This is a genomic window from Pseudanabaenaceae cyanobacterium SKYG29 (genome assembly GCA_025055675.1).
Classification (GTDB): Bacteria; Cyanobacteriota; Cyanobacteriia; order Pseudanabaenales; family Pseudanabaenaceae; genus M5B4.
Genome location: JANWWT010000003.1, coordinates 237,855 through 263,017, shown reverse-complemented (window position 1 = coordinate 263,017; position 25,163 = coordinate 237,855). Strand labels below are relative to the sequence as shown.

At 48.9% G+C, this 25,163-nt stretch carries 26 protein-coding genes; 6 read left to right on the top strand and 20 right to left on the bottom strand.

What is annotated here, in order from left to right:
• The 3 genes from NZM01_07485 to NZM01_07475 form a co-directional block, all read right to left on the bottom strand.
• A partial coding sequence (locus NZM01_07485) for a hypothetical protein (GenBank protein ID MCS6959875.1) occupies window positions 1-1,525 on the bottom strand: 1,525 nt, incomplete at its 3' end.
• A gap of 22 nt (window positions 1,526-1,547) precedes the next feature.
• Window positions 1,548-3,701 carry a methyl-accepting chemotaxis protein gene (locus NZM01_07480; protein MCS6959874.1) on the bottom strand — a complete coding sequence of 718 codons (2,154 nt, stop codon included), beginning with the start codon at window positions 3,699-3,701 and terminating at the stop codon, window positions 1,548-1,550.
• Window positions 3,702-3,718: 17 nt separating this feature from the next.
• Window positions 3,719-4,291: a chemotaxis protein CheW gene (locus NZM01_07475; GenBank protein ID MCS6959873.1), complete on the bottom strand. Its 573-nt coding sequence runs from the start codon at window positions 4,289-4,291 to the stop codon at window positions 3,719-3,721.
• 76 nt (window positions 4,292-4,367) lie between these two features.
• Here NZM01_07475 and NZM01_07470 point away from each other — a divergent pair, with 76 nt between their 5' ends.
• A complete protein-coding gene (locus NZM01_07470; GenBank protein MCS6959872.1) occupies window positions 4,368-4,952 on the top strand; it encodes a ribonuclease HII in 585 nt (194 codons plus the stop codon).
• The gene (locus NZM01_07465) at window positions 4,930-6,111 is read left to right on the top strand and encodes a lipid-A-disaccharide synthase-related protein (GenBank protein ID MCS6959871.1); all 1,182 of its coding nucleotides are present in this window, start codon (window positions 4,930-4,932) and stop codon (window positions 6,109-6,111) included. Before NZM01_07470 ends, NZM01_07465 begins: the two co-directional genes overlap by 23 nt.
• A 386-nt stretch (window positions 6,112-6,497) precedes the next feature.
• On the opposite strand, the gene glmS is transcribed toward NZM01_07465, so the two are convergent.
• The 8 genes from glmS to NZM01_07425 all read right to left on the bottom strand — a co-directional run bounded on the left by glmS (window position 6,498) and on the right by NZM01_07425 (window position 16,842).
• On the bottom strand, window positions 6,498-8,315 hold the full coding sequence (glmS, locus tag NZM01_07460) for a glutamine--fructose-6-phosphate transaminase (isomerizing) (GenBank protein MCS6959870.1): 1,818 nt from the start codon (window positions 8,313-8,315) through the stop codon (window positions 6,498-6,500).
• A 33-nt stretch (window positions 8,316-8,348) separates the two neighbouring features.
• Window positions 8,349-8,894 carry a cyclic nucleotide-binding domain-containing protein gene (locus NZM01_07455; GenBank protein ID MCS6959869.1) on the bottom strand — a complete coding sequence of 182 codons (546 nt, stop codon included), beginning with the start codon at window positions 8,892-8,894 and terminating at the stop codon, window positions 8,349-8,351.
• The gene (locus NZM01_07450; GenBank protein ID MCS6959868.1) at window positions 8,891-10,189 is read right to left on the bottom strand and encodes a glutamate-5-semialdehyde dehydrogenase; all 1,299 of its coding nucleotides are present in this window, start codon (window positions 10,187-10,189) and stop codon (window positions 8,891-8,893) included. Before NZM01_07450 ends, NZM01_07455 begins: the two co-directional genes overlap by 4 nt.
• The gene (locus NZM01_07445; protein MCS6959867.1) at window positions 10,179-10,793 is read right to left on the bottom strand and encodes a DedA family protein; all 615 of its coding nucleotides are present in this window, start codon (window positions 10,791-10,793) and stop codon (window positions 10,179-10,181) included. Before NZM01_07445 ends, NZM01_07450 begins: the two co-directional genes overlap by 11 nt.
• 2 nt (window positions 10,794-10,795) lie before the next feature.
• Window positions 10,796-11,986: an ATP phosphoribosyltransferase regulatory subunit gene (locus tag NZM01_07440; protein ID MCS6959866.1), complete on the bottom strand. Its 1,191-nt coding sequence runs from the start codon at window positions 11,984-11,986 to the stop codon at window positions 10,796-10,798.
• A 1-nt stretch (window position 11,987) separates the two neighbouring features.
• Window positions 11,988-13,094: a hypothetical protein gene (locus NZM01_07435; GenBank protein MCS6959865.1), complete on the bottom strand. Its 1,107-nt coding sequence runs from the start codon at window positions 13,092-13,094 to the stop codon at window positions 11,988-11,990.
• Window positions 13,095-13,616: 522 nt separating this feature from the next.
• Window positions 13,617-14,201, bottom strand: a complete 585-nt coding sequence (locus NZM01_07430; protein ID MCS6959864.1) for a site-specific DNA-methyltransferase — start codon at window positions 14,199-14,201, stop codon at window positions 13,617-13,619.
• Between the two features lie 664 nt (window positions 14,202-14,865).
• Window positions 14,866-16,842, bottom strand: coding sequence for a ribonuclease R (locus NZM01_07425; protein MCS6959863.1), 1,977 nt, complete (start codon window positions 16,840-16,842; stop codon window positions 14,866-14,868).
• 169 nt (window positions 16,843-17,011) lie between these two features.
• Here NZM01_07425 and NZM01_07420 point away from each other — a divergent pair, with 169 nt between their 5' ends.
• Complete coding sequence (locus NZM01_07420; protein ID MCS6959862.1) at window positions 17,012-17,221, top strand: hypothetical protein; 210 nt, start codon at window positions 17,012-17,014, stop codon at window positions 17,219-17,221.
• On the opposite strand, the gene NZM01_07415 is transcribed toward NZM01_07420, so the two are convergent.
• The 5 genes from NZM01_07415 to NZM01_07395 all read right to left on the bottom strand — a co-directional run bounded on the left by NZM01_07415 (window position 17,218) and on the right by NZM01_07395 (window position 20,935).
• A complete protein-coding gene (locus NZM01_07415) occupies window positions 17,218-18,453 on the bottom strand; it encodes an insulinase family protein (protein ID MCS6959861.1) in 1,236 nt (411 codons plus the stop codon). The two genes, NZM01_07420 and NZM01_07415, sit on opposite strands and share 4 nt — an antisense overlap.
• 71 nt (window positions 18,454-18,524) lie before the next feature.
• Complete coding sequence (locus NZM01_07410; protein MCS6959860.1) at window positions 18,525-19,340, bottom strand: DUF4388 domain-containing protein; 816 nt, start codon at window positions 19,338-19,340, stop codon at window positions 18,525-18,527.
• Between the two features lie 2 nt (window positions 19,341-19,342).
• Window positions 19,343-19,927 carry an ATP/GTP-binding protein gene (locus tag NZM01_07405; GenBank protein MCS6959859.1) on the bottom strand — a complete coding sequence of 195 codons (585 nt, stop codon included), beginning with the start codon at window positions 19,925-19,927 and terminating at the stop codon, window positions 19,343-19,345.
• A 26-nt stretch (window positions 19,928-19,953) separates the two neighbouring features.
• On the bottom strand, window positions 19,954-20,343 hold the full coding sequence (locus NZM01_07400) for a roadblock/LC7 domain-containing protein (GenBank protein ID MCS6959858.1): 390 nt from the start codon (window positions 20,341-20,343) through the stop codon (window positions 19,954-19,956).
• 55 nt (window positions 20,344-20,398) lie between these two features.
• Window positions 20,399-20,935, bottom strand: a complete 537-nt coding sequence (locus NZM01_07395; GenBank protein MCS6959857.1) for a protoglobin domain-containing protein — start codon at window positions 20,933-20,935, stop codon at window positions 20,399-20,401.
• Window positions 20,936-21,239: 304 nt separating this feature from the next.
• Here NZM01_07395 and cbiE point away from each other — a divergent pair, with 304 nt between their 5' ends.
• Window positions 21,240-22,439, top strand: a complete 1,200-nt coding sequence (cbiE, locus tag NZM01_07390; protein ID MCS6959856.1) for a precorrin-6y C5,15-methyltransferase (decarboxylating) subunit CbiE — start codon at window positions 21,240-21,242, stop codon at window positions 22,437-22,439.
• A gap of 29 nt (window positions 22,440-22,468) precedes the next feature.
• Here the strand turns inward: cbiE and hisE are convergent, their stop codons facing one another.
• From hisE to psbH, 4 genes are read right to left on the bottom strand one after another with little or no spacing between them, the layout of a single operon-like run.
• Window positions 22,469-22,753 (bottom strand): phosphoribosyl-ATP diphosphatase, encoded by a 285-nt coding sequence (gene hisE, locus NZM01_07385; protein MCS6959855.1) that lies wholly within the window; start codon window positions 22,751-22,753, stop codon window positions 22,469-22,471.
• Between the two features lie 3 nt (window positions 22,754-22,756).
• Window positions 22,757-23,362 carry an aminoacyl-tRNA hydrolase gene (gene pth, locus NZM01_07380; protein ID MCS6959854.1) on the bottom strand — a complete coding sequence of 202 codons (606 nt, stop codon included), beginning with the start codon at window positions 23,360-23,362 and terminating at the stop codon, window positions 22,757-22,759.
• Entirely contained in the window at window positions 23,355-23,588 is a 234-nt protein-coding gene (locus NZM01_07375) for a TatA/E family twin arginine-targeting protein translocase (GenBank protein MCS6959853.1), read from the bottom strand. The genes pth and NZM01_07375 overlap by 8 nt, the downstream gene beginning before the upstream one ends.
• Before the next feature lie 56 nt (window positions 23,589-23,644).
• Window positions 23,645-23,839 (bottom strand): photosystem II reaction center protein PsbH, encoded by a 195-nt coding sequence (gene psbH, locus NZM01_07370; GenBank protein ID MCS6959852.1) that lies wholly within the window; start codon window positions 23,837-23,839, stop codon window positions 23,645-23,647.
• Window positions 23,840-23,907: 68 nt separating this feature from the next.
• On the opposite strand from psbH, the gene psbN reads away from it, so the two are divergent.
• Both psbN and aroB read left to right on the top strand, forming a co-directional pair.
• The gene (gene psbN, locus NZM01_07365; protein ID MCS6959851.1) at window positions 23,908-24,039 is read left to right on the top strand and encodes a photosystem II reaction center protein PsbN; all 132 of its coding nucleotides are present in this window, start codon (window positions 23,908-23,910) and stop codon (window positions 24,037-24,039) included.
• Window positions 24,039-25,145 carry a 3-dehydroquinate synthase gene (gene aroB / locus NZM01_07360; protein MCS6959850.1) on the top strand — a complete coding sequence of 369 codons (1,107 nt, stop codon included), beginning with the start codon at window positions 24,039-24,041 and terminating at the stop codon, window positions 25,143-25,145. Before psbN ends, aroB begins: the two co-directional genes overlap by 1 nt.
• Window positions 25,146-25,163 lie beyond the last annotated feature (18 nt).

The following is a 25,163-nucleotide window of genomic DNA, read 5'->3' as shown; positions in this document are numbered from 1 at the left end:
CGGTCGTGTGCTCTGGGGTTTCTTCTGCCGCTGCCAAGACCTCTGCTTCTGCTGGTTCCTCTGTCAGTAGGTCATCGATCGTGCTCTCTGGGGTTTCTTCTGCCGCAGCCACGCCAAAGACATCTGACGGTTCCTCTGTTGTAATAATTTGCTCTCCTATTTCCAGACTTGCGCTGACCTCTGACTCCTCTACTGAGGCAAAAAACTGGGGCACATCCTGTAAAATCGTGACATCTTCCTCTAAGCCAAGGTCTAGTGCTGGTTGCTCATCTAGTACTAGTGGTTCTGCTTCTTCCCTTAAAATGGCATCGTAGTCAATAGTAGCGTCTTCGTCTCCTATTGCTTCCCTAACCAATTCTAGTAATCCTAGCTCTAACAAGCCCCTACGCTGGGGATATGATACACCTGCCACCTCTTGTTCTACAACTACGGCAGACTCTTCCGCTCCAGCTATTAGCTCAGATAACCCTTGGTCAGCCTCTTCTGGTGTACTTTCGGCAGAACTAGCAGATAAATCATCATTGTCAGCCATCTCAGGAGCAGTCATTTCTGGCACAATCGCCCCTGTTTCGCTTGTTTCTTCTCCAAGCCCTAGGGTTTCTCCGCCCTCCATAACTTCTGTTTCTATAACAAATTCTGGGCTATCAGACTCACCGAATAAATCTATCTCTACCTCGTCACTACCGCTAGACGTAGATACTAGTAAATTCTCAGAAATTTCTGGAGAGCTTGGCTCCGCCGTAAGATTGTTAAGTAAGTCATCAAAGGCTTGTTGGTCTGCCTCAATTTCTGCACCTGCCTCTTGAATAAAAGTGTCTTCTGCTTCCTCTGCCCCTAAACTTAAAGCACCAAGGGGGTCTGCTGCTTGACTAGAAGGGGGATTGACCAGAAAATCCTCTACACCCCAATCTGCCGCACTAGCACTAATGATGGTGCTCTCTACTAGTTCCCCTAGACTTTCTGTCTTACCAATGAGGTATTCCTGCCCTTGGGCGAGATAGGTCTTAATAGTTTCGTAATTGTCACCCCCATCTCTACCTACCTGATTGATATAGCGTAACAACCGTAACATGCCATAATTAGCGATTAGCTCTTCTAGGCTACTCTCTACAGTGGATGTGTCTCTACCCGATCGTCGGTTGTTGATCAGCTCCTCTAATTTCTCGGCGGCTTGGGCACCAAAGTTATCAAAGGGATCGGCGGCGGAAGGATAAATCCCCGTCCTCTCTTCTAGCATCTGAGCTTGGTCAATCACCGACTCCAACAAATTATTAGACTCCACGGGGCTTGTCTGTAACGCCTGGCTTAAACCCCTTACAAAGTTAGACAGCTCACCATAGGCTAAGTTAGCCCCCGCCTGCTCAATGTGCCGTTGTAGATAGGAAACGATCGTGCGCCCAGTTACATCCTGCTCTAGTAGCTCCGCCAACTTGGTCAAGCTAGCACCGGGCGATTGTGCTGACGACAGTTCCCCTAGCAGGGCACTGAGGGTCTCTACTACTGCTGGCTGAGTTAGATGCATCATGGTCATAACCTCCCACTAATAGTTAGCGATTGAATTTGTCGTCCACGTCTACCCGGAATCTTTCTACCGATTCTTGTAGGTTACGGGCAACTACTACTAGGTTTTGTAGCGACTCAGACACACGGCGGGCTTCCTGAGAAGTTTCCTGAGCTGTTAACTCTACCCGTTGCATTACGCTGGATACCGTGCGCGATGTCTCTGTCTGCCTGATTGTATCTTCCGTAATCGATCGCACCAGGTTATCAATCTGTTGCGATACCGTAATGATGTCATTGAGAGCTTGGGTTGCTTGTTCTGCACGGCGCATACCGTCAATTACCTGCTCTGTACCCTTATCCATCACTAACTGTACGTTGTTGGTCTCACCCTGAATTTGCAAGACGATCTGTTCAATTTCCCTAGAAGACCGTGCTACCCGGTCAGCTAACTGCCTAATCTCATCAGCAATTAGAGCAAATTCCTTACCTGCCTCCCCTGCCTTGGCAGCAGCTAAACTGGCATTAATAGCTAGATAGTTCGTCCGTGATGCCACACCCGAAATTAGACCGACAATCTTGGAAATTTCTTGGGAGGCTTCCCCCAATCGTTTTACCTTGCGCGTCGATTCCTCTACCGTCTTGCGAATATTGACAATCCCTGCTAGCGTGACTTGTACCGCATCATTACCCCTCAGGGCTGTCTTGTAGGCAAGTTTAGCCACCTGCTCTGCTTCCCGAGCACTCTCTGCTACCCGTTGGATTGACTCTGTCATCATCTGCACGTTTTGCAGGGTAACAGCTAGTTCCTCTGCTTGTCGCAATGCATCTGCCGATAGGCTACGGGCAAAGGTTTCATTCTCTGCTGCACCCTTGTTCACTTGGCGAGCAGCTTCCCGCACTTGTAACACAATTTCACTCAAGTTTTGAATCGTTAGGTTAAAAGAATCCGCTACCGCTCCCAGTACGTCAGCCGTCACTTCTGCCCGTACCGTTAAGTCTCCCCGCGCTGCCCCTTCCACGTCGTCTAACAGGCGAATTACTTGCCTTTGGAGGTCTTCTTTTGCCTGCTCCAGTTCCGATACCTTCAGTTTGATTTCGTTAAACAATTTGGCTTGTACATCCATCATGCGGTTGAACCCTGTAGCAATTAGGCCCAACTCATCTGTAGTTAGCACTAGGGCACGCACGTTTTGATTGCCCCTGATAACAGCTTCCATCTGCATCTGTAGACTGTCAGCCGTACGTTTGACTTTGCGAGCTACCAGAGAGCCTAAAACGATCGACGTCAGTGTGGATACGCCCAAGCCTATCCCTGTGGTTGCTAATGGCTTGGTATGCTGTGCCCGTAGCCAGGGAGATAGCCCCACGATCAAACTGGCTGCACCTCCCAATAGAAGAGATACCAAGGGAATGACTAGCATTTTCTGCCGCATGGACATACCGTCCAATCCCCCTGGTCGCACTGGGGCAATTTCAGGGACAAAATCTGGTAACGGTGTTTCCTCTACCTTTTTAGTCTGAACAATGCCAATATCAGTGTCAGTTGTGGTGCTGACTAACCCGATTGCTGTTACTGTGCCAGAATGGGCTTCCCCATCAAACTCTTCCCCTTCAATGGCAGCAAATCCGCTAGTGATGTCCTCGTCCTGGAGGGTACGGAAAGCCCCTGTGTCATCGAACTCATCCCCAAAAAACTCATCTGCTTGCTCCGCATCAAAACTAAACTCCTCCTGCTGGGTGATAAAGGTTTTGTTCGTACCAACACTCCCAGGAGAAATCAAAATTGTTGCATCCCCCCGCAAATACTCGCCCCCTTCCTGCTCATAGCCAAAGCTGAAGTCCGTCTCTGATTCGGCAAAAGGGTCTACTACTTCATCACCTGTACCACTAGTGGGGGGAGTGTCCTCCTGATAGTAATCCCCTTGCTTTTGCTTTTCCGCTTCGTTGATTCCCCAAGTAGCATGCTCCAAAATATTGTGATCCTGAGTGACTTGGATAGCAGCTTCATAATTCTTAATGGCTTCCTCACTGTTTTTCAGAGCCAGATTGACGTGACCGTGCAGCAGGCGATACTTAGCATTGTTAGGGTTATGAGCCACTAACTTAGCTGTTAGCACCACGGCCTCTTCATACCTGCCATCGATGTAGGCTCGCTCTGCTTTCTTGTATTCTTCCTGCTCTTTGGTAACAGTTGCCATCAGCTTCTCCTAGAAATTTACTGTAACTGGGGATTGATCCAACGGGGGGAACGTAAAATCTCTTCAGCACTCAGTAGCTGAACTACTTGGTTGTCCGGTAAGTGCCATTCTCCTTTGACAAACCTGTTGAGGGGGTTTTCAATTGGCTGCAATTGCTCGGGGTCCAACCAAGCCACTACGCCAATGCGATCGACTACTGCCCCCAACACCATGCCCCCAGCTTCGATCGCTACAACTGGTAGTTCTGCTCGATCGGTATTGACAGGGTTAGGGTCACCTAGAAACTGCCCCAGGTCGCAGACCCAAATAACTCGCCCTCGTAAGTTAATCATGCCTAGAATCAGGGGTGAAGTATTGGGCATGGGGTTAATCCGATCGGGGGAACACTCTAGGACTTCACGAATTTCAATAGCAGGGAGAGCGTACTCTTTGCCGGAGGGGACAAAAAAACGCAGGTGCAGTTCTCCAACTGGCTCTTCCTGGGCAATAGGTACAAATTCCGCAGGGGTATCGCCAAGGTCAAAAAATACCTCCCCTTGTACACTTGGTTCCCTCCTATCCCCTAGCTGCAGATCAGCATTGGTTGCCATAGCTGCCTAACTTACCCCTTCAATAAATCGAATATAACATAGTAGACGGACTTAACCAAAGGGTAAATCTGTCTTCATGGAGTTAGTGGTGGGGGTAGATGAGGTAGGCAGGGGGGCGTGGTTTGGTCCCGTAGTAGGGGGCGCAGTGCTCTACACCCCTTGTCTTTGGGATTTAGGAGTAAGGGATAGCAAGAAGTTGTCCCCCAGGCAACGGCAACAGCTATCAGAACTAATCCAAAAACAGACGCAGTGGGGCATAGGGGTAGTAGGGGTGGCAGAAATCGACAAATTTAATATTCTGGCGGCGAGCTTGTTAGCGATGGAGCGAGCAATTAAGGCGCTGGGTGTAACACCCCATCATTGTTTAGTGGACGGACGCGATCGGTTGGGTTGGCAAGAAGTTTCTCCCCTTCCCCAAACTGCCATTGTAGGTGGAGATGCTCTCTCAGTAGTAATCGGGGCGGCTAGCATTGTTGCCAAAGTCTATCGGGATAGCCTAATTGCCCAGATGGCACACCACTACCCTGGCTATGACTTGGCCAACAATAAGGGCTATGGTACACCTAAACATCGCCAGGCTGTAATCCAGTTGGGTTTGTCTGACCAGCATCGCCGATCGTTTCGTATGAGGGGGCAGGGTGGAAATTCTCTGTTTGAGTAATGGACATGGGGAAGATGAAGTTGGGGCAAGAATTGGTCGTGCTCTCCAAAAATTGGGGCATGGGGTGGTAGCCTTACCGCTGGTGGGGGAAGGGCATAGTTATCGGGATATTCCCCTCATGGCGGGGGTAGTACAGGCAATGCCGACGGGTGGCTTTGTACGCATGGATGTCAGACAGCTCTGGCGGGATATTAGAAGTGGGTTGCTGGGGTTGACCTGGCGACAGTTCCGATCGCTGTGGCGCTGGAGCAGTAGGGAACGCTTGATTGTGGCAGTGGGGGATATTGTACCCCTTTTGTTTGCCTGGTTGTGCAGTTGGCGGGGCTGTCCCTATGTGTTTGTGGCAACAGCAAAATCAGAATACTATTGGCACGATCGGGGGGGTGCCAAGCTGACTGGGGAGTTTTGGGGTGGTTCGATTTTCTATCCTTGGGAGCGGTGGCTGATGGGGCAGCCCAGTTGTAAAGCAGTGTTTGTACGAGATGAGTTGACAGCAAACTGGTTGCAAAGAAAATTCAAGCTGAAAGTCACGTGTGTAGGTAATCCCATGCTGGATGAGTTGGAGCCTAAGGGCTTAGACCTCCCTGAAAAAGATAGTAGCTGGGTTGTCACTATCCTGCCAGGGTCGCGGGTGCCAGAAGCTTACCAAAACTTTGCACTACTCCTAGAGTTAGCGGAAAACTTACGGCAGTCCCTCGAAACCCCTATTACCTTTTTGGTGGCACTGGCAGATAGTCTCGATCGGGATGTACTGGAGCAGGAATTACAGAGACAGGGCTGGCAAGGGTCAGCGGAGTTCACCAAGCAAAACAGCAAGTTGCTCCTCCTCAAAGGCTACTTCCCCGATTGTCTGCACCTCTGTCATTTTGGCTTGGCGATGGCAGGTACTGCCACAGAGCAATTAGTAGGCGTGGGCAAACCCGTTTTCACTTTGCCAGGACAGGGACCCCAATTCACTCGCCAATTTGCGGAAGAACAGACTTACTTACTCGGCGGAGCAGTTACCTTACTCAACCATCCTGGGGAAGTAGAAAAGATTACCGATCGGATTCTCCATGACCCTGATTTTTTTCACAGTGCTGTTCTGGTGGGACGGGAACGGATGGGAACACCAGGGGCAAGCGATCGGATTGCAAGAATGATCGATACTTTATTCTAATGGCGATGAAGCACCTCACACTCTGAGTAATCCCCACAACTAGTACAGGTATATCAGTATCAGCTATCCCTCTTGCTTCTCAGTCCCAAACAATCTGTTCAAAGAAAGAAACGCCTTGGGAGATTTGATCAGCGAAGGATTTGATAGGTACAACTTCTACACCTACATCTTTTTTTGTGAAATATAGTCATCTTGGCACTGTCAATAGTGGTTACTTTCTCATAATCTTTGCCCAAATTGTAGGGGGGAGAAGTACAGTTTTATCTGGTATTTGTTGGATAAATTCCTCCCCTGACCCTTGATAAAGAATAATAATCGCTCCTTCCCTGTAGGTAGAATCCATATGGTGCTGAGACTTAAAGAGGCTAGGCATGAGAAAACCTACTTTATTCTACTGTTACGGACTTGGCTAAGTTGCGGGGCTGGTCTACATCTAAACCCCGATGGGCAGCAATGTGATAGGCAAGTAATTGTAAGGGAATCACTGTCAGCAGGGGAGAAAGCAGTTCATCCACGATCGGGATAGGCAGAATATGATCGAAAATTTCTCTAGCTGCGGGGTCGTTGAGGGGAGCAACACCAATCAACTGCGCATCTCTAGCTTTCGCTTCCTGGGCATTGGATAACACTTTCTCATACACCACGCCGGGGGTAGCAATGGCAACTACTGGTACAGCATCATCCAAAAGGGCGATCGGACCGTGCTTCATCTCTCCCGCTGGGTAACCCTCCCCGTGAATGTAGCTGATTTCCTTGAGTTTGAGGGCACCTTCAAGAGCGATCGGGTAATTGATACCCCTGCCAATAAAAATAAAGTCCTGGGTGTGGGAAAATTTGTGGGCGAGTTGTTCGATGTAGCGCTCTTGACTTTCCAGGATGCGTTCGATGTGGGCAGGGAGCTGGCGTAAGCCCAAGAGCAGTTCTCTTTTTTGGGAGCTATCAGGTTGGAAAGACAGCGCTAGCCAGTAGAAGGTGAGCAATTGGGCAGTGAAGGTCTTGGTGGCAGCTACACCGATTTCAATCCCTGCCTGCGTGTCTAGGAGGTAGTGGGCAACCCGACTGATGGAACTGTCAGTACGGTTAGTAATTCCTAGGCATCTGTAACCCCGGCTTTTAGCCAGTTCCAGGGCAGCTAAGGTATCGGCAGTTTCCCCTGACTGGGTAACACCAATTACCAAAGTACCGGGAACAAAAGGGGGAGGGGCGTAACGGTATTCAGAAGCGTAGTTGACGGTGGTGGGAATTTGGGCAATTTGCTCCAAAAGATGCTTACCCACTAGTCCCGCATGCCAACTTGTCCCACAAGCTACTATCTGAATTTGTTTGACATCGGTTAATGTCCCCTCAGGCAGGCCTAGTTCAATCCTGTCATCATCCCCTAAGAATTTCCCTATCCCTGCTCTGATCACCCCCGGCTGTTCGTAAATTTCTTTTAGCATGAAGTGCCGAAAACCCTGTTTTTCAATCAAGACCGGATTCCAACTGAGAGTTTGGGGTGAACGCAGTTTAATAGGGTCACCGTTGAAGTTGAATAATTCCACTCTCTCGGCAGTTAGGCGGACAATTTCACCGTTTTCCAAAGGTAAAACCGATCGGGTATAGGGCGCTAAAGCGGGGGTATCAGAAGCACAAAAGTTTTCCCCTTTGCCTAAGCCAATTACCAGGGGGGCTTGTTGACGAACAAGAATGATTTGATCGGGGTAGTGGACGCAGAGAATAGCCAGGGCAAATGCCCCTTGCAATCTTTTTACCGCTTGGCAGACTGCCCGCAGGAGAGTATTATCTCGTAAAAAGCTGTCAATTAAATGGGGTATGACCTCTGTATCGGTGTCGCTAACAAATTCGTAACCCTGTTCTCTGAGCTGTTGCCGCAGACTATGGTAGTTTTCAATAATACCGTTTTGTACTACTGCTAGAGTCTGGGCGCGGTTAGTATGGGGATGGGCGTTGTATTCCTCTGGTTTGCCGTGAGTTGCCCAACGGGTGTGACCAATCCCAATTGTTGCCTCTACTTTCTCCTCTGCTATTTTGGCAGCTAGATTGTCTAATTTCCCCTTTGCCCGCAGGCGGTGGAGCTGGGGTCGCCCTGGCAAAATTTGGGCAATGCCCGCCGAATCATAGCCCCGATATTCTAATTTCTTTAGACCTGCTAGCAATACCTCACTGGCCGATTGATTACCCACGTACCCCACAATCCCACACATTTGCCCTTTCCGTTGTCAGACTAGCCCCGTATTTTAACTCGAAAGTTGCTGTAAAGGAGGTAGGTTGTTGAATACTAAACGAATACGGCGGTAGATCAGCTGCATCGCTTCCTTAGGAGATAAATAACGGTCTGCCTCACTAAATATTCCTAAATCAATTAGTTCATTCCAGCGGGCACAAAGAGCTTCGGTAACCTTAGCCGCCAGTTGGGGTGATTGCATAAAAAGCTGGTTGAGAACCGATTGTTCAATGGCAAATAAACGAGTGGGAGCGATCGTGCGTACCGACAGAGAGCGGGGGGTATTCAACAAAACGGCGATTTCTCCGAAAAAGTCCCCTTGTTGCAAGACCCTAATTAGACACCCTTTTGCCAGGGAAATCATTTCTACTTGCCCTTGCAAAATGACAAAGAAACAATCTCCCCATTCCTGTTCCCAAAAAACGTATTCATAGGGAGGTAAGGTCATAGGGAATCCTTGCTCCACAATCACCTCTAGACAACTTGGGGGTAAATCCTGAAAGAAGCTTATTTGCTGTACTATTTCCCACAACGATCGTTTTGCTTGTGATAGTCTCATTGGTCAGCAAGGCTCCCAAGGGGTAGGTCACGGTGGGTAAAGGACTGGGTGGCAGCAACAGTGTGCCCCTTGCCTGTAAGGTAATAGCGATAGGTAACTAGCCCCTCTAAACCAACAGGACCCCGCGGCGGCAGTTTCTGGGTGCTAATGCCCACTTCTGCCCCAAAACCATAGCGGAAACCATCGGCAAACCGAGTAGAGCAATTGTGGTAGACCCCCGCAGCATCAACTTCCTGTTGAAACTTGCGGGCGTGGTCGGAGTTAGTGGTTACAATCGCTTCTGTATGCCGCGAGCCGTAGGTATTGATGTGAGTAATGGCTTCCTCGAGGCTGTCCACCACCTTTACCGCCAAGATGAGGGCACAGTATTCTGTCCGCCAGTCCTCTGCCGTAGCAGGTTTGAGTCCAGGGAACAAACTACGGGTACGGTCGCAACCCCGCACCTCCACTTGCTTTGCCTCTAACTGAGGTAGGCAACGGCTGAGAAAGTCTGGCGCAATCGCACTATGCACCAGCAGCGTTTCAATGGCATTGCAGGCAGCAGGGTATTGGGTCTTGCTATCGATCGTTACCTCTACTGCCATATCTAGGTCAGCCTCAGCGTCGATATATAAGTGGCAGAGTCCCTCGGCGTGCCCCAAAACGGGAATCTTGGTGTGGGATTGGATAAAGCGCACAAATTCGTTAGACCCCCTGGGAATGATTAAATCAATGTCATTATCTAGGTTGAGTAGTTCTAGGACTTCCCCCCTAGTGGTGACTAATTCGATCGTGTGGGGACTCACCTCTGTCTCCCTAAGGGCAGCCTGGATTAGTTCCACCAAAACCGTACAGGAGTTGAGGGCTTCCTTTCCTCCTTTCAAAATTGCTCCATTCCCTGATTTGATTGCCAGACTGGCAATTTGGGTAACGGCATCGGGTCGGGCTTCAAAAATTACTCCTACTACCCCCAAGGGCACAGTAATCCGCTCCAAAATTAAACCCGGGGTCAATTCTCGGTGAATTTGTCTTACCCCCACAGGGTCAGGTAATTGGGCGACAGTCCTTACGCCCTCGATCATCCCCTTGACCTTCTTCTCGTCCAACTTGAGACGGTTAATGAGGGGTGCGGGCAATTCGTCTTTGTATGCCTGCTCTACATCTTGGCGGTTAGCCTCTAGGATGCGGGGGATGTGTTGTTCTAGGGTCTGGGCAATTACTTCTAGGGCATGATTCTTTCCCGCCGTAGGCAAACTGGCTACACTCTGAGCACTCCGCTTCGTATTTTGTACAATTGCTTGGAGATTACTGGTCATTGTCCCGCCTCTGTTTGTATCGGTTATACAGAAATACGCCAAATGCCGCACCTAAAATTACTAACACAATTTTGGACAGGGTATCAATGTAAGGCTCAATTAGTTTGTAGTTCGCTCCCAAAAGATAGCCACTGTAGGCAAGGAAAGTTGTCCAGCCTATAATCCCGACCGTGGAATAGCTAAAAAATGTCACAGGGGACATACGGGCAATCCCTGCCGGCACCGAAATCAATGTCCTCACTCCTGGTACTAGTCGCCCTAGCAAGACCGCTTTCTGACCATGTTGCTCAAACCAGGCACTGGCTTTGGTGATGTCCTCCCCTGACAGACCAGTCCAACGGGGTAAACGATCGAGGAATTGACTCAGTCTTTCCTGCCCCAACAGCCACCCCGCCCCGTACCAGGGTACCGCTCCCAGCAATGTCCCCACCACACCCGCTGTAATTGCCAGGGGCATGGTCATCTCCCCCTTAGCCACCGTGAACCCCGCCAGGGGCATAATCACTTCCGAGGGAATGGGAGGAAATAGATTCTCCAAGAACATGAGCAGAGCAATGCCCACGTACCCCAGGCGCTCCATGGTGCTAACTACCCATTCCTCCATCCCTATCCCTCTAGTTCAGCGATCGTGAGATTGGTCTCTGTCGTTGTCCCATCCAATTGTAGCCAAACAATATGGGGAATTTCCTTACTGCGGGCATAGGTCATCACCGCTTCTTCCCCTGGGTCACCGATGTAGATTTCTACCCGCTGGGGCAAAGTGTCTTTCCGCAGGCGATCGGCATGGACAAAGGCTTGGGGCAACACTGCTTCACTGAGGGGTACTACTAACCAATCGGGAGTGGGGGTACGCTGGGGTAAAACAGTCCCCAGGGATTTGTGTAGGGCTTCAATGTTCCAGGAAAAGCCAACGCTGGGATAGCTCCTGCCTTGGGGATGATATAAACCTAATAATTGGTCGTAGCGCCCCCCCTGACTGATAACTAGGTTGCCGCTCACTACCTCAAACACAATGCCCGTGTAGTAGTCAAAGTCTTGAATTAGGCTGAAATCCAACACTAACCGATCGTCTCCTACCAATTCTACTAGGTTTTTGAGGTAGTCCAACTTGTCCCGCAGATTCGCTACCCAAGGCAGGGCACGGCATCTGGCAAAAACGGTGTTGGGTTTCCCCCGCAATTCCATTAACTCTAGGGCTTGGGCTTTAGTTTCACTAGGGATGTCCAACTGCTCTAAGCCCACCCGATCGAGTTCTGCTAAACATTTACGAATGGGGGCACGGAATTTATGGGAAAAAGACTGCAAGAGAGTGTAGGTAAAACTTTCATCCCCTAAGATGATGTCATAGTCCTGCAATTCCAGGCGCTGGAGGCAGTCCCGCACCAACAGGAGAATTTCCCCGTCTGCAGCTAAACCTTCTGCTCCCAGTAACTCCACCCCCGCTTGATAGGTCTCCTTCTGCCCTGGCACATTGCGAAACACACTGCCCAGATAGTACAGACGTTGGGGTAAAGTTTCCACCTCTAGGCGGGAGCTGTAGGCACGGGCAATAGAAGCAGTCATTTCTGGGCGTAGTCCCACTGCTTTATAGTCCCCCGATCGGATTTGGATCACCGACTCTGGTTTAACCATCCCCCCTGCACTCAAGACCTCCACAGTTTCCAGGGTGGGGGTAATCACGCATTGGTAGCCCCATTGTTGAAAAGCGGTCTGCAAGTTCTGTTCAATCCAGCGCTTCTGCACCACATCCAAAGGCAGCAAATCCCGTACGCCCGTGGCTACTACCCGTTTATCCATTTCACTCCTCCCAAGTCCAGGGGTCATCGGCTTCTGCATCCTCCAATACGCGGGGTTGTCGTAAGACTAGCATCAATCTGCCCCATAATTTCACCTCAGGTGCGCTGGGAAAGTGCCTCAGATATAATTCCTCACCCTCTGCTACGACAAAGAAACCCTCTTTGTCCCATTGGCGCTGGGCACGATCGATGAGCAACAGAATTTCTTCCGGGCGATCGGGAAAACTGCTGGGAATCTCCTGCCCTGAGTAGGTCGACAGAGTATCAGTATCGGCAAGGACAATCACCCCATCTTGTATATCTTTGACTACCCGCCAACCAGGGAGAGCAATCCAGGCTTGTCTGACCCCTGCACCCTCATATTGCACCATACCAAAGGGTTCGAGCAGATTAACCACGGGTACAGCAGACCAATCTGCCACTGTAAGCGGTAACTTACCTACTACGGGAAACAGCCGAGGGAGTTGTTCTTCTGCCTCCAAACGATAAATGGGCAACCGAGCTACAGGGATAGTTGGACGATCGATGGCAGTGGCAAGGAGCTGTTCAATTTGTTTACGGGCACTTTCGGAATAAGCAAACCGCAACCCCTTGCTGATCAATTGGGCACGTTGAGTAGGTGAAATTGATGAGCCTGTCGAGGTTAGCGAGCCTGCCGAGGTTAGCGAGCCTGCCGAGCTAATGGTTTTCCACACTTGGTAGGCAACAGCATCCCCTGGGTGGTTAGTGAAATCGGGTGGGGGAGAACTTAGTAAATTAAAATCCCGTACAGCTTTTGCCATTTGCCTTGTCTCTTCACTGTTTAATCCCATCTGCACGACTAATTCAGCAGCAGCCACCCGATCGGTCTGGGGTAAAATTCTCAGTTCGTACAAAATATCACTGCCTTTCTGGGTGAAAAACTCCAGGACAGCAGGGGAGACAGAGTTAACAATTGTTTGATAGACCTGACTAGCGACAATCAGTTGGTTTTGGTGGATAGGTTCAAAGCCTGTTTGCTCAAAGATAGCTTGAGTAGTCATGCCTCCTTTTTGTAATTCTTGGCACCACTGTCCCCACTGCACCCAGTTGCCCTCTTTCCGTCTTAGCTTGCCCAAAATTTCTTCCATGCCCAATGTTGATGCACTACCTCTCTACTATTTAATCAGATGGAGGTCTTTGCTTCCATCCGATATGGTCATCGACGTTATACTTCTCAAAGGTTTTTAGAATTTCAGTATCACGTTCTTGGACATCTATAAGCCAGCGTTTTTGATGTAGACCACGAATTCGGTCGGCGAGCCTCCCGAGCTGAGTGCGCTAGGGATGCCGCGGGGGTTTAGCCATTGCTCAGTTACCGAATCCACTACAGGACTATGCTCAATGTCTTGCTTAGGGTGAGCACAGAAGTACTCCTTAACCAGCTCAATTATCATACATCTCCTCCTCTAAAGGCAGAGTTTTCTGGATTAACTCAGGAGTTGAAAGAATGCGTTTTCTAGCCAGTTCACAATAGGCTGTATCTATCTCCACCCCTATACTAATTCTGTTGAGCATTGCTGCTGCTATCAGCGTAGTACCACTGCCAGCAAAGGGGTCAAGGACAGTATCGCCTACAAAGCTAAAGAGTTTAATACAACGTCGGGGTAATTCTAAGGGGAAGGGCGCAGGATGTCCGATTTTTTCTTACTTTCTCCATTAAATGTCCACATCCCATTTGTCCATTCCATAAATTCACTTCTGGTTATGTCTGATTTCTTAGTACCATTAATTTTACGCCATTGCTTTTTGTATAAAACCAGTATTAACTCGACAGGTGCAATGACAAAAGGAGCGCTAGCACTCATCCAAGACCCCCAAGCCGTCCGCCGCGATATATTCCCCTCATTCCAGATGATAGTAGCATGATATTGAAATCCCACCTGTTTAGCGATCGTGGTCACATCAGCCCCTACACTTTGCTGCCCACCTTTGTTTTTATCCAGGGGAATATTCAAGCACAACCTGCCATCATCCTTCAAGAACGAAAAACATCTACCCAGCCATGCCCTCGTAAACTCTAAATACTCGCTGTAGGCAAGATCATCCCGCTGAGAGTGATAATTTATATCGACATTGTAGGGGGGGGAAGTGACAATTAAATCTATAGTATTATGACTAATGGCAACAGTCGTCAGAATGTCATCGTTATAGAGAAAAATGTTATCGCAGGAAAAAAATACGTTTAGTTTAGTCATAGTAGGAGGCTATCACTATAGCTGATAATTTTGCATTAAACAATACAATACTACGTTAGTTTGGGATAAGGGCTTGGTCTGAAAGACAGAAGAACCACTAAGCTATAGGAACGCTACCCTCTAGTTTATATCTCCCGTAGAACTACTCCCTCTGTTTCGCGATGTCAATAACTTTTGTCAAGTATTTGAACCCTAGTGGCAGCAACTCATGCTTGGTTTTCAACGAAAGCAAAAATGCAAAGCTCCCTCCCTGTCTCTCAGCAAAATTATGACTATCCTAACCATCCTCCAAAATAGTATTGCCATTTTTAACAAAAGCGATTAATTTAGACTATAGGATTATAATAAACTTCTCCTATGGCAATGGTAAAAAAACACAAGATTTTCCCTAATCCCTAATAACCTAGACGGGAGGGCACTCCCTAATACATAGCAGAGCAAGACCAACCTTATATTCCCTTGTTGCCAGGCTACCCTACCTAAAGAGACCCAAGGCTAAAATATAGATACGATCGTCACCAAGGAATGGAATTCATCTACCCTCGTCTCAGCATCAAAGACACTATTACCGAGATTCCCCGACTCTAACAGAAACAAAACTAGCCTTGCCAATGGAAAGCTCCCCTATCTTACTAAGCCAGATTATCCCAATCGGTTGTTCCAGCTAGGGATTGATCATCTCCTGAAACTGAATGACATCTGCACGGGGGTTGACCATACTGACTTTTACCTGTAAATGCTCCCCTCTGTTCACCTGCCTTGTCATCTTGATTGGTAACTTCAAACCCAACTCTTCCAGCAAAATCAAACCCAACCGATCGGTTTCTTTCAACCAATCCAAAAACACTGCTTGCCATACCGTATCTTGATGGCGACGCAAATATTCCAAACTCCAGTAGCGATTTGTTTGTCTTTCCACTTGGACTGCATCGTAGGTAGCAGCATCAATCATGCCAATTAGCTCCTGTACCTGCTGTGCCGTAAATATGGGAGGCTGACCCAGCAAGGCAGCTTTGATTTGGTAATGCACAATCAAGTCTCCGTAACGCCGAATGGGCGAAGTAGCTTGTACATAGGCAGGTAGACCCAGCCCAGCGTGGGGTTGGGGTTCTAAACTCACCTCTGATTTGGACATAGTGCGACAGATTGCCCATGCCTTAGCCACCCCATTAGGGATTTGCTCTAGTTCCTCGGTAGGGGGTAAATGGGGAGGCGCTTGACTACGAAAAGGGACAGGAATTTGTTTCTCAATCGCAAACCGTGCTGCTATTTCTCCCGCCAGGATCATCATCTCCGAGACCAACTGCCGTGAGGGGGAATCCTCCAACAGCTGTAATGTCACCTCATCCCCTTTGACCTTAATACTTGTCTCTGGTAAGTGAATGGCTACTGCCCCTTGACACAACCGCCACTGCTCCCGCTTCTTTGCCCAGTAATACAACCGATCGAGGTCTGCCTCTGCCCCAATCTCTAACATTTCCGTCACATCGTCGTAGGTCAGGCGGTAGGTGGGACACACTAAAGTTGTGGCAATCTGCCAGTCCCTAATACTGCCATCCTCTGCTAAGACTACCCCAAAGGACAGGGCACAACACTCCTGCCCCTGCACCAAACTCATAGGCCCTGTCGCCAATTCCTGGGGAAACATAGGAATCATCCCCGTGGGCAAGTAAACCGTCGTAGCTCTGCGCCTGGCTTCTAGCTCTAGGGCATCCCCTGGCAACACCCACCGCGTCGGGTCAGCTATGTGAATCCAAATCCGATCGTTGTCAATACTGAGACCGTCATCGATTTCAGTCGTAGAGATGTCATCGATCGTATAAGTGCGCAGGTGACGTAAATCCAGGCGGTGAGACATATCGGGGGGTGGGTTATGCAAACGCTCTGCTGCCAAGGTTAGCACTTCGGGAGGAAAAGCGACGGGTATTTGGCTACGTTTGAGAGCAAGGTTTTCGTGGACAGACCAAAGCCCCAAATCTACTAGGAGGTCAAAGGCGGCTGCTTCCGTCTTCAGACGTTTAGCAATCGTCAGTATTTCCTGGGCTTGAGTGCGCTCCCGTTCGGTAATCTCTTGGGGGTGCAGTACATAGCGTTCCAAACACTCTAGGCGCTGGCGCTCACTAGCAGTCCACTCCACTATTTCCCCCTGCAATCTTGCCTGGAGTTTATCGACAAATTGTTGATTTTCCTGCGCCTTCTGCTGAGCAACCGTCATTTGGTGCTTAATCTCTTCCACCTGGCTGGGGGGACGCGTCTCATACACTTGACCCTTCTGCTTGAAATAAATCTTGTCCTCTCTTAACAAACAGTAAGCAGCATAGCAAGTGTGACTATCAGTGGCGGAAAATAACAGATCAGCTAACTGTTCCGGCGTAGTAGATTGTCCCTGCAGCACTTCCCACGCTAATTCCAACTGACTAGGGTCAAGGTAAGTCTGGACTCGATCGCGAAACTGGGGAATCTGACTGGCATCGAGGAGACGGCTATGGGGCACAACATAGGCGATTTCACGGGGGTGGATGGTGTGGGTGATGCCGTTTTCATCAGTGGCTTGCAGGTGCTTTTTGCCTTCCGTGCCGGCAATCAGTAACAAGCGATAATGTCCGTTGAGCTTGACTTCTACCAGCGTGCCCTTGTCCACATTTCCCTCATCAATCTGATCCTAATTTTACTACGGTCTTTACATTCGATCGGGGCAGGGGGATGCCACTGTGTTGCTTTTTGTGTGATTTTCGTCGCTTCTAGCATATTAGTGCTTCAATAAGGAAGGAAGGAATTCTTAAGAAGTTGTTAAGACTGAGGTGAGTACCGTGCAACCAGCCATCCTACGCCTATTTTGGAACACTGTCCAACACCTAAACCCCCAACAAGTCCTGCCAATGGACGATGAACGGCTTAAACTATGGCTGCTCGATCGTATGCGGGAGGTATCGGGTTTGGACCGCAACCAGTGTATAGCATTGCATCGCTACATCCAGGACCGTCTGCCCCTGATCCGCCAGGTAGTAGCGGGTAGCTAGGCACCACTGATGTGGAGGGAGACATACCGGTCCCGAAGGAGATAGGTCTGTGCCAATGCCATTAGGTCAGCAGCGTTAATTTGCCGTACCAAGGCAGGATAGGCATCGTCCCAATGGAGACAAAGGTCGTAAGCCCCTAGGAGGGCATAATACCCTAAGAAGTGGGCTAGTTCCGTAGGGGACTCCATCAAAAAGGCAAAACTGTGGTTTACCGATCGTTGTGCCCGTTTTAGTTCCGCCTCGGCGAGGGGGGTAGTAGCTAGCTGTTCTATTGCCTGCAGGGCAGTAAGTTCCACAGCTGCTCTGTTCCTTTGTTCCAAATGGGTACTGATGGTCAAGAATCCCCCCCACTGTTGGGCAATAAAACCGCTACTGACATGATTACCCCAGGGCTTGAGATGGGCAGACAGGCGGGAATTGCGCCCCTCCCCCAGGACAGTAGAAAGGAGTTCCATGCCGATCGTGCCTTTGAGGTCAGTAGCTGGGGGTCCCAGCCAAGCTAATAAAAGGCGGTCTTGGGCAATAGGGGGTAAGTTTAGCTCTTCGCGGACAATGCCAGGCAGGGGGTGAACAGGGTAGTAGGAGCAGGCAGGGGGAGAAGAGGTACGGCGACTGAAGGCAGATTGCACCTGTTCTATGACTTGAGCAAGGGAAACAGAGCCGACTACTACTACTACGATCGGGCTATTTTGGTAAAACTGGCGATGGAAAGAGCACAGATGCTCTCGCTGCAGTTGCTTAACTTCCGCCTCTGACCCAATCACAGGGCTACCGTAGGGATGATTAGCAAAGATAGTGGCAAGCAGAAATTGATAACTCAGCCAGTCGGGATTGCTCCAGGCTTGCGCCAGTTCCGCCAAAACTACCTGTCGTTCTGCTTCGAGTTCCGTTTCAGGAATTTGTGCCCCTAACAGCATTTCTCCTAAGTAGGGCAACACTTTTGGGAAATGTTCCTGCGGTGCAGTAAGAGAATAACGGGTATAGTCATAACTGGTGGCTGCACTAGTCACACCGCCCAAAGCTTCCACTAACCGATCGAATTCCCCTGGCTTTACGCGTTCTGTGCCCTTAAACACCATGTGCTCAACAAAGTGGGCAACCCCCCGGTTCTCTGTGGTTTCCATGACTGTCCCCCCCCTAAACCAAACATCGATCGTGACTGCAGATATATAGGGGATTTCCTGGTAGACGAGAACCAAGTTTTGGTCAAGTACTCGGACAGTAGCAGCCATGAAAATTGAGGTACAGGTAGATAGTAACTACCACACCCCCTCCGCAGATTTAGTATCCCAGACTACTTATCCTAAGCTTTAGAGCGCAGAAAAGAGAGTAATCCATCCAGGAAAGAAGATGGTATTTCGTCTTGCTCAGTCAGAGCCAGGCTTTCCTCTTCAGGGATCACAGATACAGTTTCCATCTCTTCCACTAATCCAATCACTATCAAGCGAAAAACAATTTTTTGTACTTCTACAACTTCTAACCCCAGGTTAGCACTGATTTGCTTGCTAGAACTATGACCGTCAATTTGCTCCCACACACGCCACTCCTGCGCTGAAAGACGATAGGGAGGTTTTCCCTTTACCAGAGGCATTAGATTTGATTGGGGTTGTGGTAGCTTATCCATTAGAGGTGTCCAATCCTTCAAGATACGCAATCCCACAAGGGCAATATCCATAGGGGAAGCCAACAACCCAGTTATATCATTGAGAGGCAGAAGATGATTCTCTTCAAATTCAAACCATCCCTCTGAGAGGGTAAATAGTTGGGGAATAGGAGTCAGTACTTGCTGCTTGAAAAGGACTTCCAGTTGTTGATGACTCAAAACACTGCGTTCTTTTAAGCAAATACCCAGATAAGGACTACTGCTACAAACATCGACCAGGCGCTGAATTGTTGAGGGACGTAGCCAGCCATTTTTCTCAATCATTGCGGGAAGAGAGACAGAGTTATTAGTTTTCGCTGTCACCACATAGCCCTGCTTGAAGAAAATCTGACAAACACTGAAGCTAGCACTTCCCAGAATTGGGCGAATGCGCAGACAACCAGTCTTTTTGCCCTGTTCTAACAACCGAAACACTTCTGCCAGAGAAAATTCCGACAAGTAACCGCTGATCCCCATATTCAACTCCTTTGGACCGTCTGCACACAATTTGGTGAACCCACCCGAACCGCCCTTTTCTGTCTGGTGTATTCCTGGATTAGCTCAACTAGAGTTTGCACAGCAGAAACGCGATCCCGAGGATCGACCCGACAAATAGGGGGTCGGGAATGACTGTCGGTAAATCCCAAAGCCACACTGATGTCTTCCATTGACCATGCATTTGGCAAATCCGTGTGTGTCAGACCTATGAGAAAAGGAATCTTTGCCCGATAGCGCATGAAGGAGAGGATTTTGCGCGCCCCCCGCAAGTCCTGAGGACGATGGGAACTGACCAGCAAAATGAAGGCATGAGCTTTACGGATGAGAATATCCCACATGAAATCGAATCTTTCCTGCCCTGGTGTGCCGTAGACGTGGAGAGAAGTTTGTGTCCCGAAGTGCAACCGCCCAAAATCCATTGCCACAGTGGTGTGAGTTTTCATGGTAGCTGTCTCATCGGTGGCAGCCTGGTCGGTTTCTACGGGCTCAATTTCACTGACCGTGCGGACAAAAGTGGACTTTCCTGCTCCCACTGTGCCAGTGACAACAATCCGCATAATTTGCATTGCTTTTACCTCAAAATAGAGAGAATCTATACAGCAACCGCACTGGTCACACCAATATATTTTTGCAGCTCAGGTACAATTGCCCTCAATTCCAGATTAATCAAACCCAGTCTTGCCTGTTGGTCAGTCAATACCAGGAGTACAGACTCCTGCGTACAACTAGTGAGAATACCAAAACCGTTCTCCCCTTCTACCAAAATGCGTTCCACCTTTCCCCGTTGCAATTCTCGCCCAATTCTTTCACTCAGAGATAACATGGCAGCTGACATAGCAGACACCCGTTCATCATCCATACCCCTCGGTAAATGGGCGGCAATAGTTAAACCATCGAGGGAAACCAGGGCAACGCCTTGCACATTGCTGGTATTAGAGCAGAAACGCGCAAGAGTATTTTCAATTTTGTTTAGATCGATCATGGATTAGTCTCCTTCTTGTGGATAGAAAAGTTGATGACAAAATTGTTCAGCCAATTTACATAGCGCTAGCACCAGCTGTGATGAGACGCTTGAATAATCCCTCTGTCCAACCTGTTTCTTTGAGGATGGCACTAGTTGCTGCCTGCTCAATAAAAGCTAGGTCAATCATACAGATTTTACTGAGGGCATCCGCTAGACTTTCGGGTTTATTATCTCGCCGTAAAGCCTGCCTGACTGCTGTCACTACAATTGCCATAGCCGGTACAACATGTTGTGGTCCAATGCCAATCCGAGCATGGACTACGCCAATACGCCAACGAGATTCTGCATAGGTTTTATCCCATTCATCTACACCAGTGAACATCTCATGAAACCAGGTACAAAATGTATCCCGTAAACGATGAATCCTACCTTCTTTGGCGTTCAAAATGGCGTTCATTTCTTCATCCCGAGCTAGGTAGCTGTAGAAGACATCTGCCATTTCTGGAGCTACTGTCTTAGCCCAATCTGCATGAGCCTGCAATAACTTGCGGTCATCTTCTTGCAGATCAATCCGCCTCAATATCACTTGCAAGAACTCAATTGGTTGCATTCTGATTCTCCTTCTTTTTATGTGCCAAGGAACAGAAACTACTATAAACTGAACTAAATGATGATGCAAGAGAATTGCCTAAAAATACATAATTTTTTAATCTAGTACTGTACCTACCATATCTATATTTGCTGTTTATAAATATTGTCTACTCAGCTTAGTATAAACAATTACATTACTTGCTATAAATGTTATCAGTGTTACACACTGAGTGAAAGTTTAGTATCGATTCTAGCTATAGTATTGGTAAAAATTATCACATATTCTATACTCAGTAGTTGAGCTTATTTCTCATCATTGAGTAATGATTACGATCGTTGGTATTGGCGAAGATGGTTGCGCAGGATTGACAGAAAGTGCTCGATCGTTAGTAGCTAATGCGGAGGTTTTGGTGGGGGGAGAGCGTCACTTGGGGATGGTGGATACTAGGGGTAAGATTGTCATTCCCTGGCAAAAACCGATCCAGAAAACAATCGCTGTTATAAAAGAGTACCAAGACCGATCGGTGTGTGTGTTAGCTAGTGGTGATCCCCTGTGGTATGGGGGTGGCAAGATGATCCTGCAAGCTTTTCCTGGTAGTGTGGTTATTCCGTCTCTGTCTGCTTTCACGCTAGCTTGTGCCAGATTGTCAGCGGTTGAGACTACTAGAGCGTGGTGTTTAGAAGATGTAGAAACTCTCAGTCTCTGTGGTAGACCTGTTGATCTGTTACGCAGTTATCTGTATCCCCATGCCCGCTTGCTGGTCTTGAGTAGTAATGGCGACACACCCCATCAGATCGCCAAAGTTTTGCAAGAGACAGGCTACGGTGAGAGTGAGATTAGGGTCTTATCCCATTTGGGGGGCAAACAGGAAACAATTGTTGAATATGACCCCGCTGCCAGGTTTGCGGATTTGAACCTAGTAGCGATCGAGTGCCGTAGTCGCAAAACTCCCCTGCTCCGTTCCCGTCTCCCCGGGCTGCCCGACTCTGCCTACCACCACGATGGACAACTAACTAAACAACCCATCCGCGCCCTTACCCTGTCTGCCCTCAGTCCTGCCCCTGGAGAACTCCTGTGGGATGTGGGGGCTGGTTGTGGTTCCATTGCCATAGAGTGGTTGCGCAGTCACCCCCGTTGCCGCGCCATAGCGATCGAAAAAACTCGTACTGACTACATCGCTACCAACGCCAGTGCCCTCGGCGTACCCCACTTACAGATTATTCAAGGGGTAGCCCCCCAAGTGCTAGAAAATTTACCAACCCCCGATGCCATCTTTATCGGTGGCGGTATTACCACACCCCTCCTGTTAGAAACCTGCTGGGCAAAGTTACCCCCTGGGGGCAGACTGGTTGCCAATGCTGTCACCCTGGAAAGCCAAGCCCTCGTCTATGAATGGCAACGAAAAATAGGGGGGAGTCTGCAGAGGGTCACGATCGAGCAACCCGCCCCTGTAGGGAAATTCCAGGTTTGGAAAGCCAGTACCCCCATTCTGCAATGGGTAGTAGGGCGCGATTTGGTATAGTATGGGCTTTGTAGTTAATTGCAGAGTAACTATTTGCGACGGGAGACGAGCACTTGGTAAACTGCCGTTAAATCTACTTCGTAATAGGCAAGGGCAACTAAAAGATGATAAAGCACATCAACAGTTTCAGCAGCAATTTTATCCCCATCTCTATCCTTACAAGCCATCACTAATTCCACCATTTCTTCTCCTAATTTTTTGAGGATGGAGTTTTCCCCCTTGGCTAAAAGTTTACAGGTATAAGATTCCTCCTGGGGCTGCTGCTGCCGTGTTTTAATAGTAGTAAATAACTCCATCAACGGGTCATTTGTCATAGATTAAGACAAATTCACACTCTCGACTGGAGAGCCTCGTCGACCGAGGGAGTTGTAAATACTCATAGCTTTATCTATACCCTCTGTTTGTATCATTTCTAAGCATTCTGCCACTAGGCGAAACACGGGGGGTAAAACTGCCATTTCCGTAGACGTAAATTTCCCCAGCACATAATCTACTGTCTCACTCACCGATCGTTGGTCACTACTAATCCCTATACGCAATCGGGGAAAATCCTGGGTGTGCAGGTGGCTAATAATCGATCGCATGCCATTGTGTCCTCCCGCTGACCCGCTCTTGCGCAGCCGAATTTTGCCCAAAGGCAGGTCTAAATCATCGTAAATTACCAATACTTCAGAGGGGGTGAGCTTATACCACTGCACAACTGCCGCCACCGCTTCCCCCGATCGGTTCATGTAGGTATGAGGTTTGAGGAAATACCATTCCCCACTAGTACCCCACTCCCCCTGGAATTTCTTTTCCACTTTGAGGGTAATGCCCCATTGCTGCGCCAGATAGTCCACTGCCATAAAACCCACATTGTGCCTGGTGCAGTCGTACTTTTGTCCAGGGTTACCAAGACCAACAAGCAGGCAAGGGTTAGGCATCAGGAGCAGTAGTTTCCTTGGTCTCTGAGGTGGGGGAGTTTTGCTGCTCTAGGGCTTCTACCTCCTTGCGGAATTCCGTTTCAAACTCGCGGGAAGCCTCCTTGAAGCTCTTAATTGCTTTACCCATACTCCTACCAATTTCCGGTAGCTTCTTCGGACCGAAGACTAGCAGCGCCACCACCAGAATCACCGCTATCTCTGGCAAACCTAAGCCAAATATGTTCATAGTCGCTCCCTAAATAAGAATATCAAGGGCAAGGAGAGTCCCTGCCCCGCCCTAGATTAGCCACCCCAGTTCAGTTCCACCCCTTCCAGAATCAGGGAGGAGTTGTAAATCTGGAGGATAATCAGCAAAAAGACCAAAAATAAACCCATGAATACTCCCATGAGTGGGGTGGTGCCCCAGCCGCGAGAGACCTTGCCATACTCAGAGTTGAGGGGGCGTAAAATGTCCCCTAGCCATGTGCGTTGTGACATATAACCTTTTCCACCAAAGTTATTGATACTATAATCGTAGCAGTTACAGCAGGAAATACAACTCCATCATGGCAAGTGCTACCTCTATCGCCCTTACTTTGGCTGCCTTTGTTATTTGTTTAACGGGCTTGGCCATCTACACTGCCTTTGGCCCCCCCAGCAAGACTTTGAGTGATCCCTTTGAAGACCACGAAGATTAATGCCTGTTGTTTCTTTGGGGTTGCCCCAGTCTGGCTATGATATTGTGATTGAGCCTGGTAGCCTTGCTCAGGTGGGATTTGCTCTTAGGGAACGGGGGCTAGGGCAGAAAAGTCCCAAGGTGTTGGTTGTGTCCCATCCCAGTATTTTTCGCCACTATGGGGAGCCGCTGATGGCAGGTCTCCGAGGGGCGGAGTTCGAACCCTATGAGTTACTCCTACCCCCCGGGGAACGCTACAAAACAGCTTCTACCCTACACAAAATCTACGACCGCGCCCAGAGTTGTTACCTAGAACGATCGTCCCTCATGCTTGCCCTCGGTGGGGGGGTGATTGGTGATATGACGGGATTTGCTGCTGCCACCTGGTTACGGGGGATTAACTTTGTGCAAGTCCCTACTTCCCTCCTAGCAATGGTGGATGCCGCGATCGGTGGCAAAACAGGAATTAACCATGCCCAGGGTAAAAATTTAATTGGAGCGTTTCATCAACCCCGCTTGGTGTGGATTGACCCTAGGGTATTGCAAACTTTGCCCCCTAGGGAGTTCCGTGCAGCGATGGCGGAGGTGATCAAGTACGGGGTAATTTGGGATGCCCAATTGTTCCACTTGTTGGAAAGTCTACCCCACCTAGACCAACGGCGCTATTTTCCTCCCCCTCTATTGACAGAAATTATCACCCGCTGTGCCCAGGCTAAGGCGGAGATTGTGATGAAGGACGAGAAAGAAAGCGGGTTACGTGCCCTCCTCAATTTTGGTCACACGATCGGGCATGGGATTGAAACAGCTACGCACTATAAAATCAATCATGGAGAGGCAGTGGCAATAGGGATGGTCTTAGCCAGTCTGATTGCTGTGCAAGGGGGTTTTTGGTCAGAGGATTGCCATCAACGGCTGGTTACTCTAATTAGCAAAGCAAAGCTCCCCTATACTATTCCCAGCTCTGTAGATAGTACAGAAATTGTCAGAGCCTTGCTGAGTGATAAGAAAGTAGAAGGGGGTAAACTAAGATTTGTATTGCCCACAACAATCGGTGCCGCCACAGTTACTGACACAATTTCTATTGATCTGGTCAAGGAAATTTTAGCGATCGGTTACACTAACAATTAAAGGAGTCTCGCCATAACA

Coding starts and splice junctions, on each gene's coding strand:
- NZM01_07415 (MCS6959861.1), bottom strand. CDS start 18,453: ATGGCTGCTACTGTCCGAGTACTTGACCAAAACTTGGTTCTCGTCTAC.
- NZM01_07440 (MCS6959866.1), bottom strand. CDS start 11,986: ATGGATAAACGGGTAGTAGCCACGGGCGTACGGGATTTGCTGCCTTTG.
- pth (MCS6959854.1), bottom strand. CDS start 23,362: ATGCCTAACCCTTGCCTGCTTGTTGGTCTTGGTAACCCTGGACAAAAG.
- NZM01_07375 (MCS6959853.1), bottom strand. CDS start 23,588: ATGAACATATTTGGCTTAGGTTTGCCAGAGATAGCGGTGATTCTGGTG.
- NZM01_07435 (MCS6959865.1), bottom strand. CDS start 13,094: ATGGAAGAAATTTTGGGCAAGCTAAGACGGAAAGAGGGCAACTGGGTG.
- NZM01_07445 (MCS6959867.1), bottom strand. CDS start 10,793: ATGGAGGAATGGGTAGTTAGCACCATGGAGCGCCTGGGGTACGTGGGC.
- psbN (MCS6959851.1), top strand. CDS start 23,908: ATGGCAAGTGCTACCTCTATCGCCCTTACTTTGGCTGCCTTTGTTATT.
- psbH (MCS6959852.1), bottom strand. CDS start 23,839: ATGTCACAACGCACATGGCTAGGGGACATTTTACGCCCCCTCAACTCT.
- NZM01_07470 (MCS6959872.1), top strand. CDS start 4,368: ATGGAGTTAGTGGTGGGGGTAGATGAGGTAGGCAGGGGGGCGTGGTTT.
- glmS (MCS6959870.1), bottom strand. CDS start 8,315: ATGTGTGGGATTGTGGGGTACGTGGGTAATCAATCGGCCAGTGAGGTA.
- NZM01_07475 (MCS6959873.1), bottom strand. CDS start 4,291: ATGGCAACCAATGCTGATCTGCAGCTAGGGGATAGGAGGGAACCAAGT.
- NZM01_07395 (MCS6959857.1), bottom strand. CDS start 20,935: ATGCAACCAATTGAGTTCTTGCAAGTGATATTGAGGCGGATTGATCTG.
- hisE (MCS6959855.1), bottom strand. CDS start 22,753: ATGACAAATGACCCGTTGATGGAGTTATTTACTACTATTAAAACACGG.
- aroB (MCS6959850.1), top strand. CDS start 24,039: ATGCCTGTTGTTTCTTTGGGGTTGCCCCAGTCTGGCTATGATATTGTG.
- cbiE (MCS6959856.1), top strand. CDS start 21,240: ATGATTACGATCGTTGGTATTGGCGAAGATGGTTGCGCAGGATTGACA.
- NZM01_07450 (MCS6959868.1), bottom strand. CDS start 10,189: ATGACCAGTAATCTCCAAGCAATTGTACAAAATACGAAGCGGAGTGCT.
- NZM01_07455 (MCS6959869.1), bottom strand. CDS start 8,894: ATGAGACTATCACAAGCAAAACGATCGTTGTGGGAAATAGTACAGCAA.
- NZM01_07410 (MCS6959860.1), bottom strand. CDS start 19,340: ATGGGGATCAGCGGTTACTTGTCGGAATTTTCTCTGGCAGAAGTGTTT.
- NZM01_07405 (MCS6959859.1), bottom strand. CDS start 19,927: ATGCAAATTATGCGGATTGTTGTCACTGGCACAGTGGGAGCAGGAAAG.
- NZM01_07400 (MCS6959858.1), bottom strand. CDS start 20,343: ATGATCGATCTAAACAAAATTGAAAATACTCTTGCGCGTTTCTGCTCT.
- NZM01_07430 (MCS6959864.1), bottom strand. CDS start 14,201: ATGACTAAACTAAACGTATTTTTTTCCTGCGATAACATTTTTCTCTAT.
- NZM01_07480 (MCS6959874.1), bottom strand. CDS start 3,701: ATGGCAACTGTTACCAAAGAGCAGGAAGAATACAAGAAAGCAGAGCGA.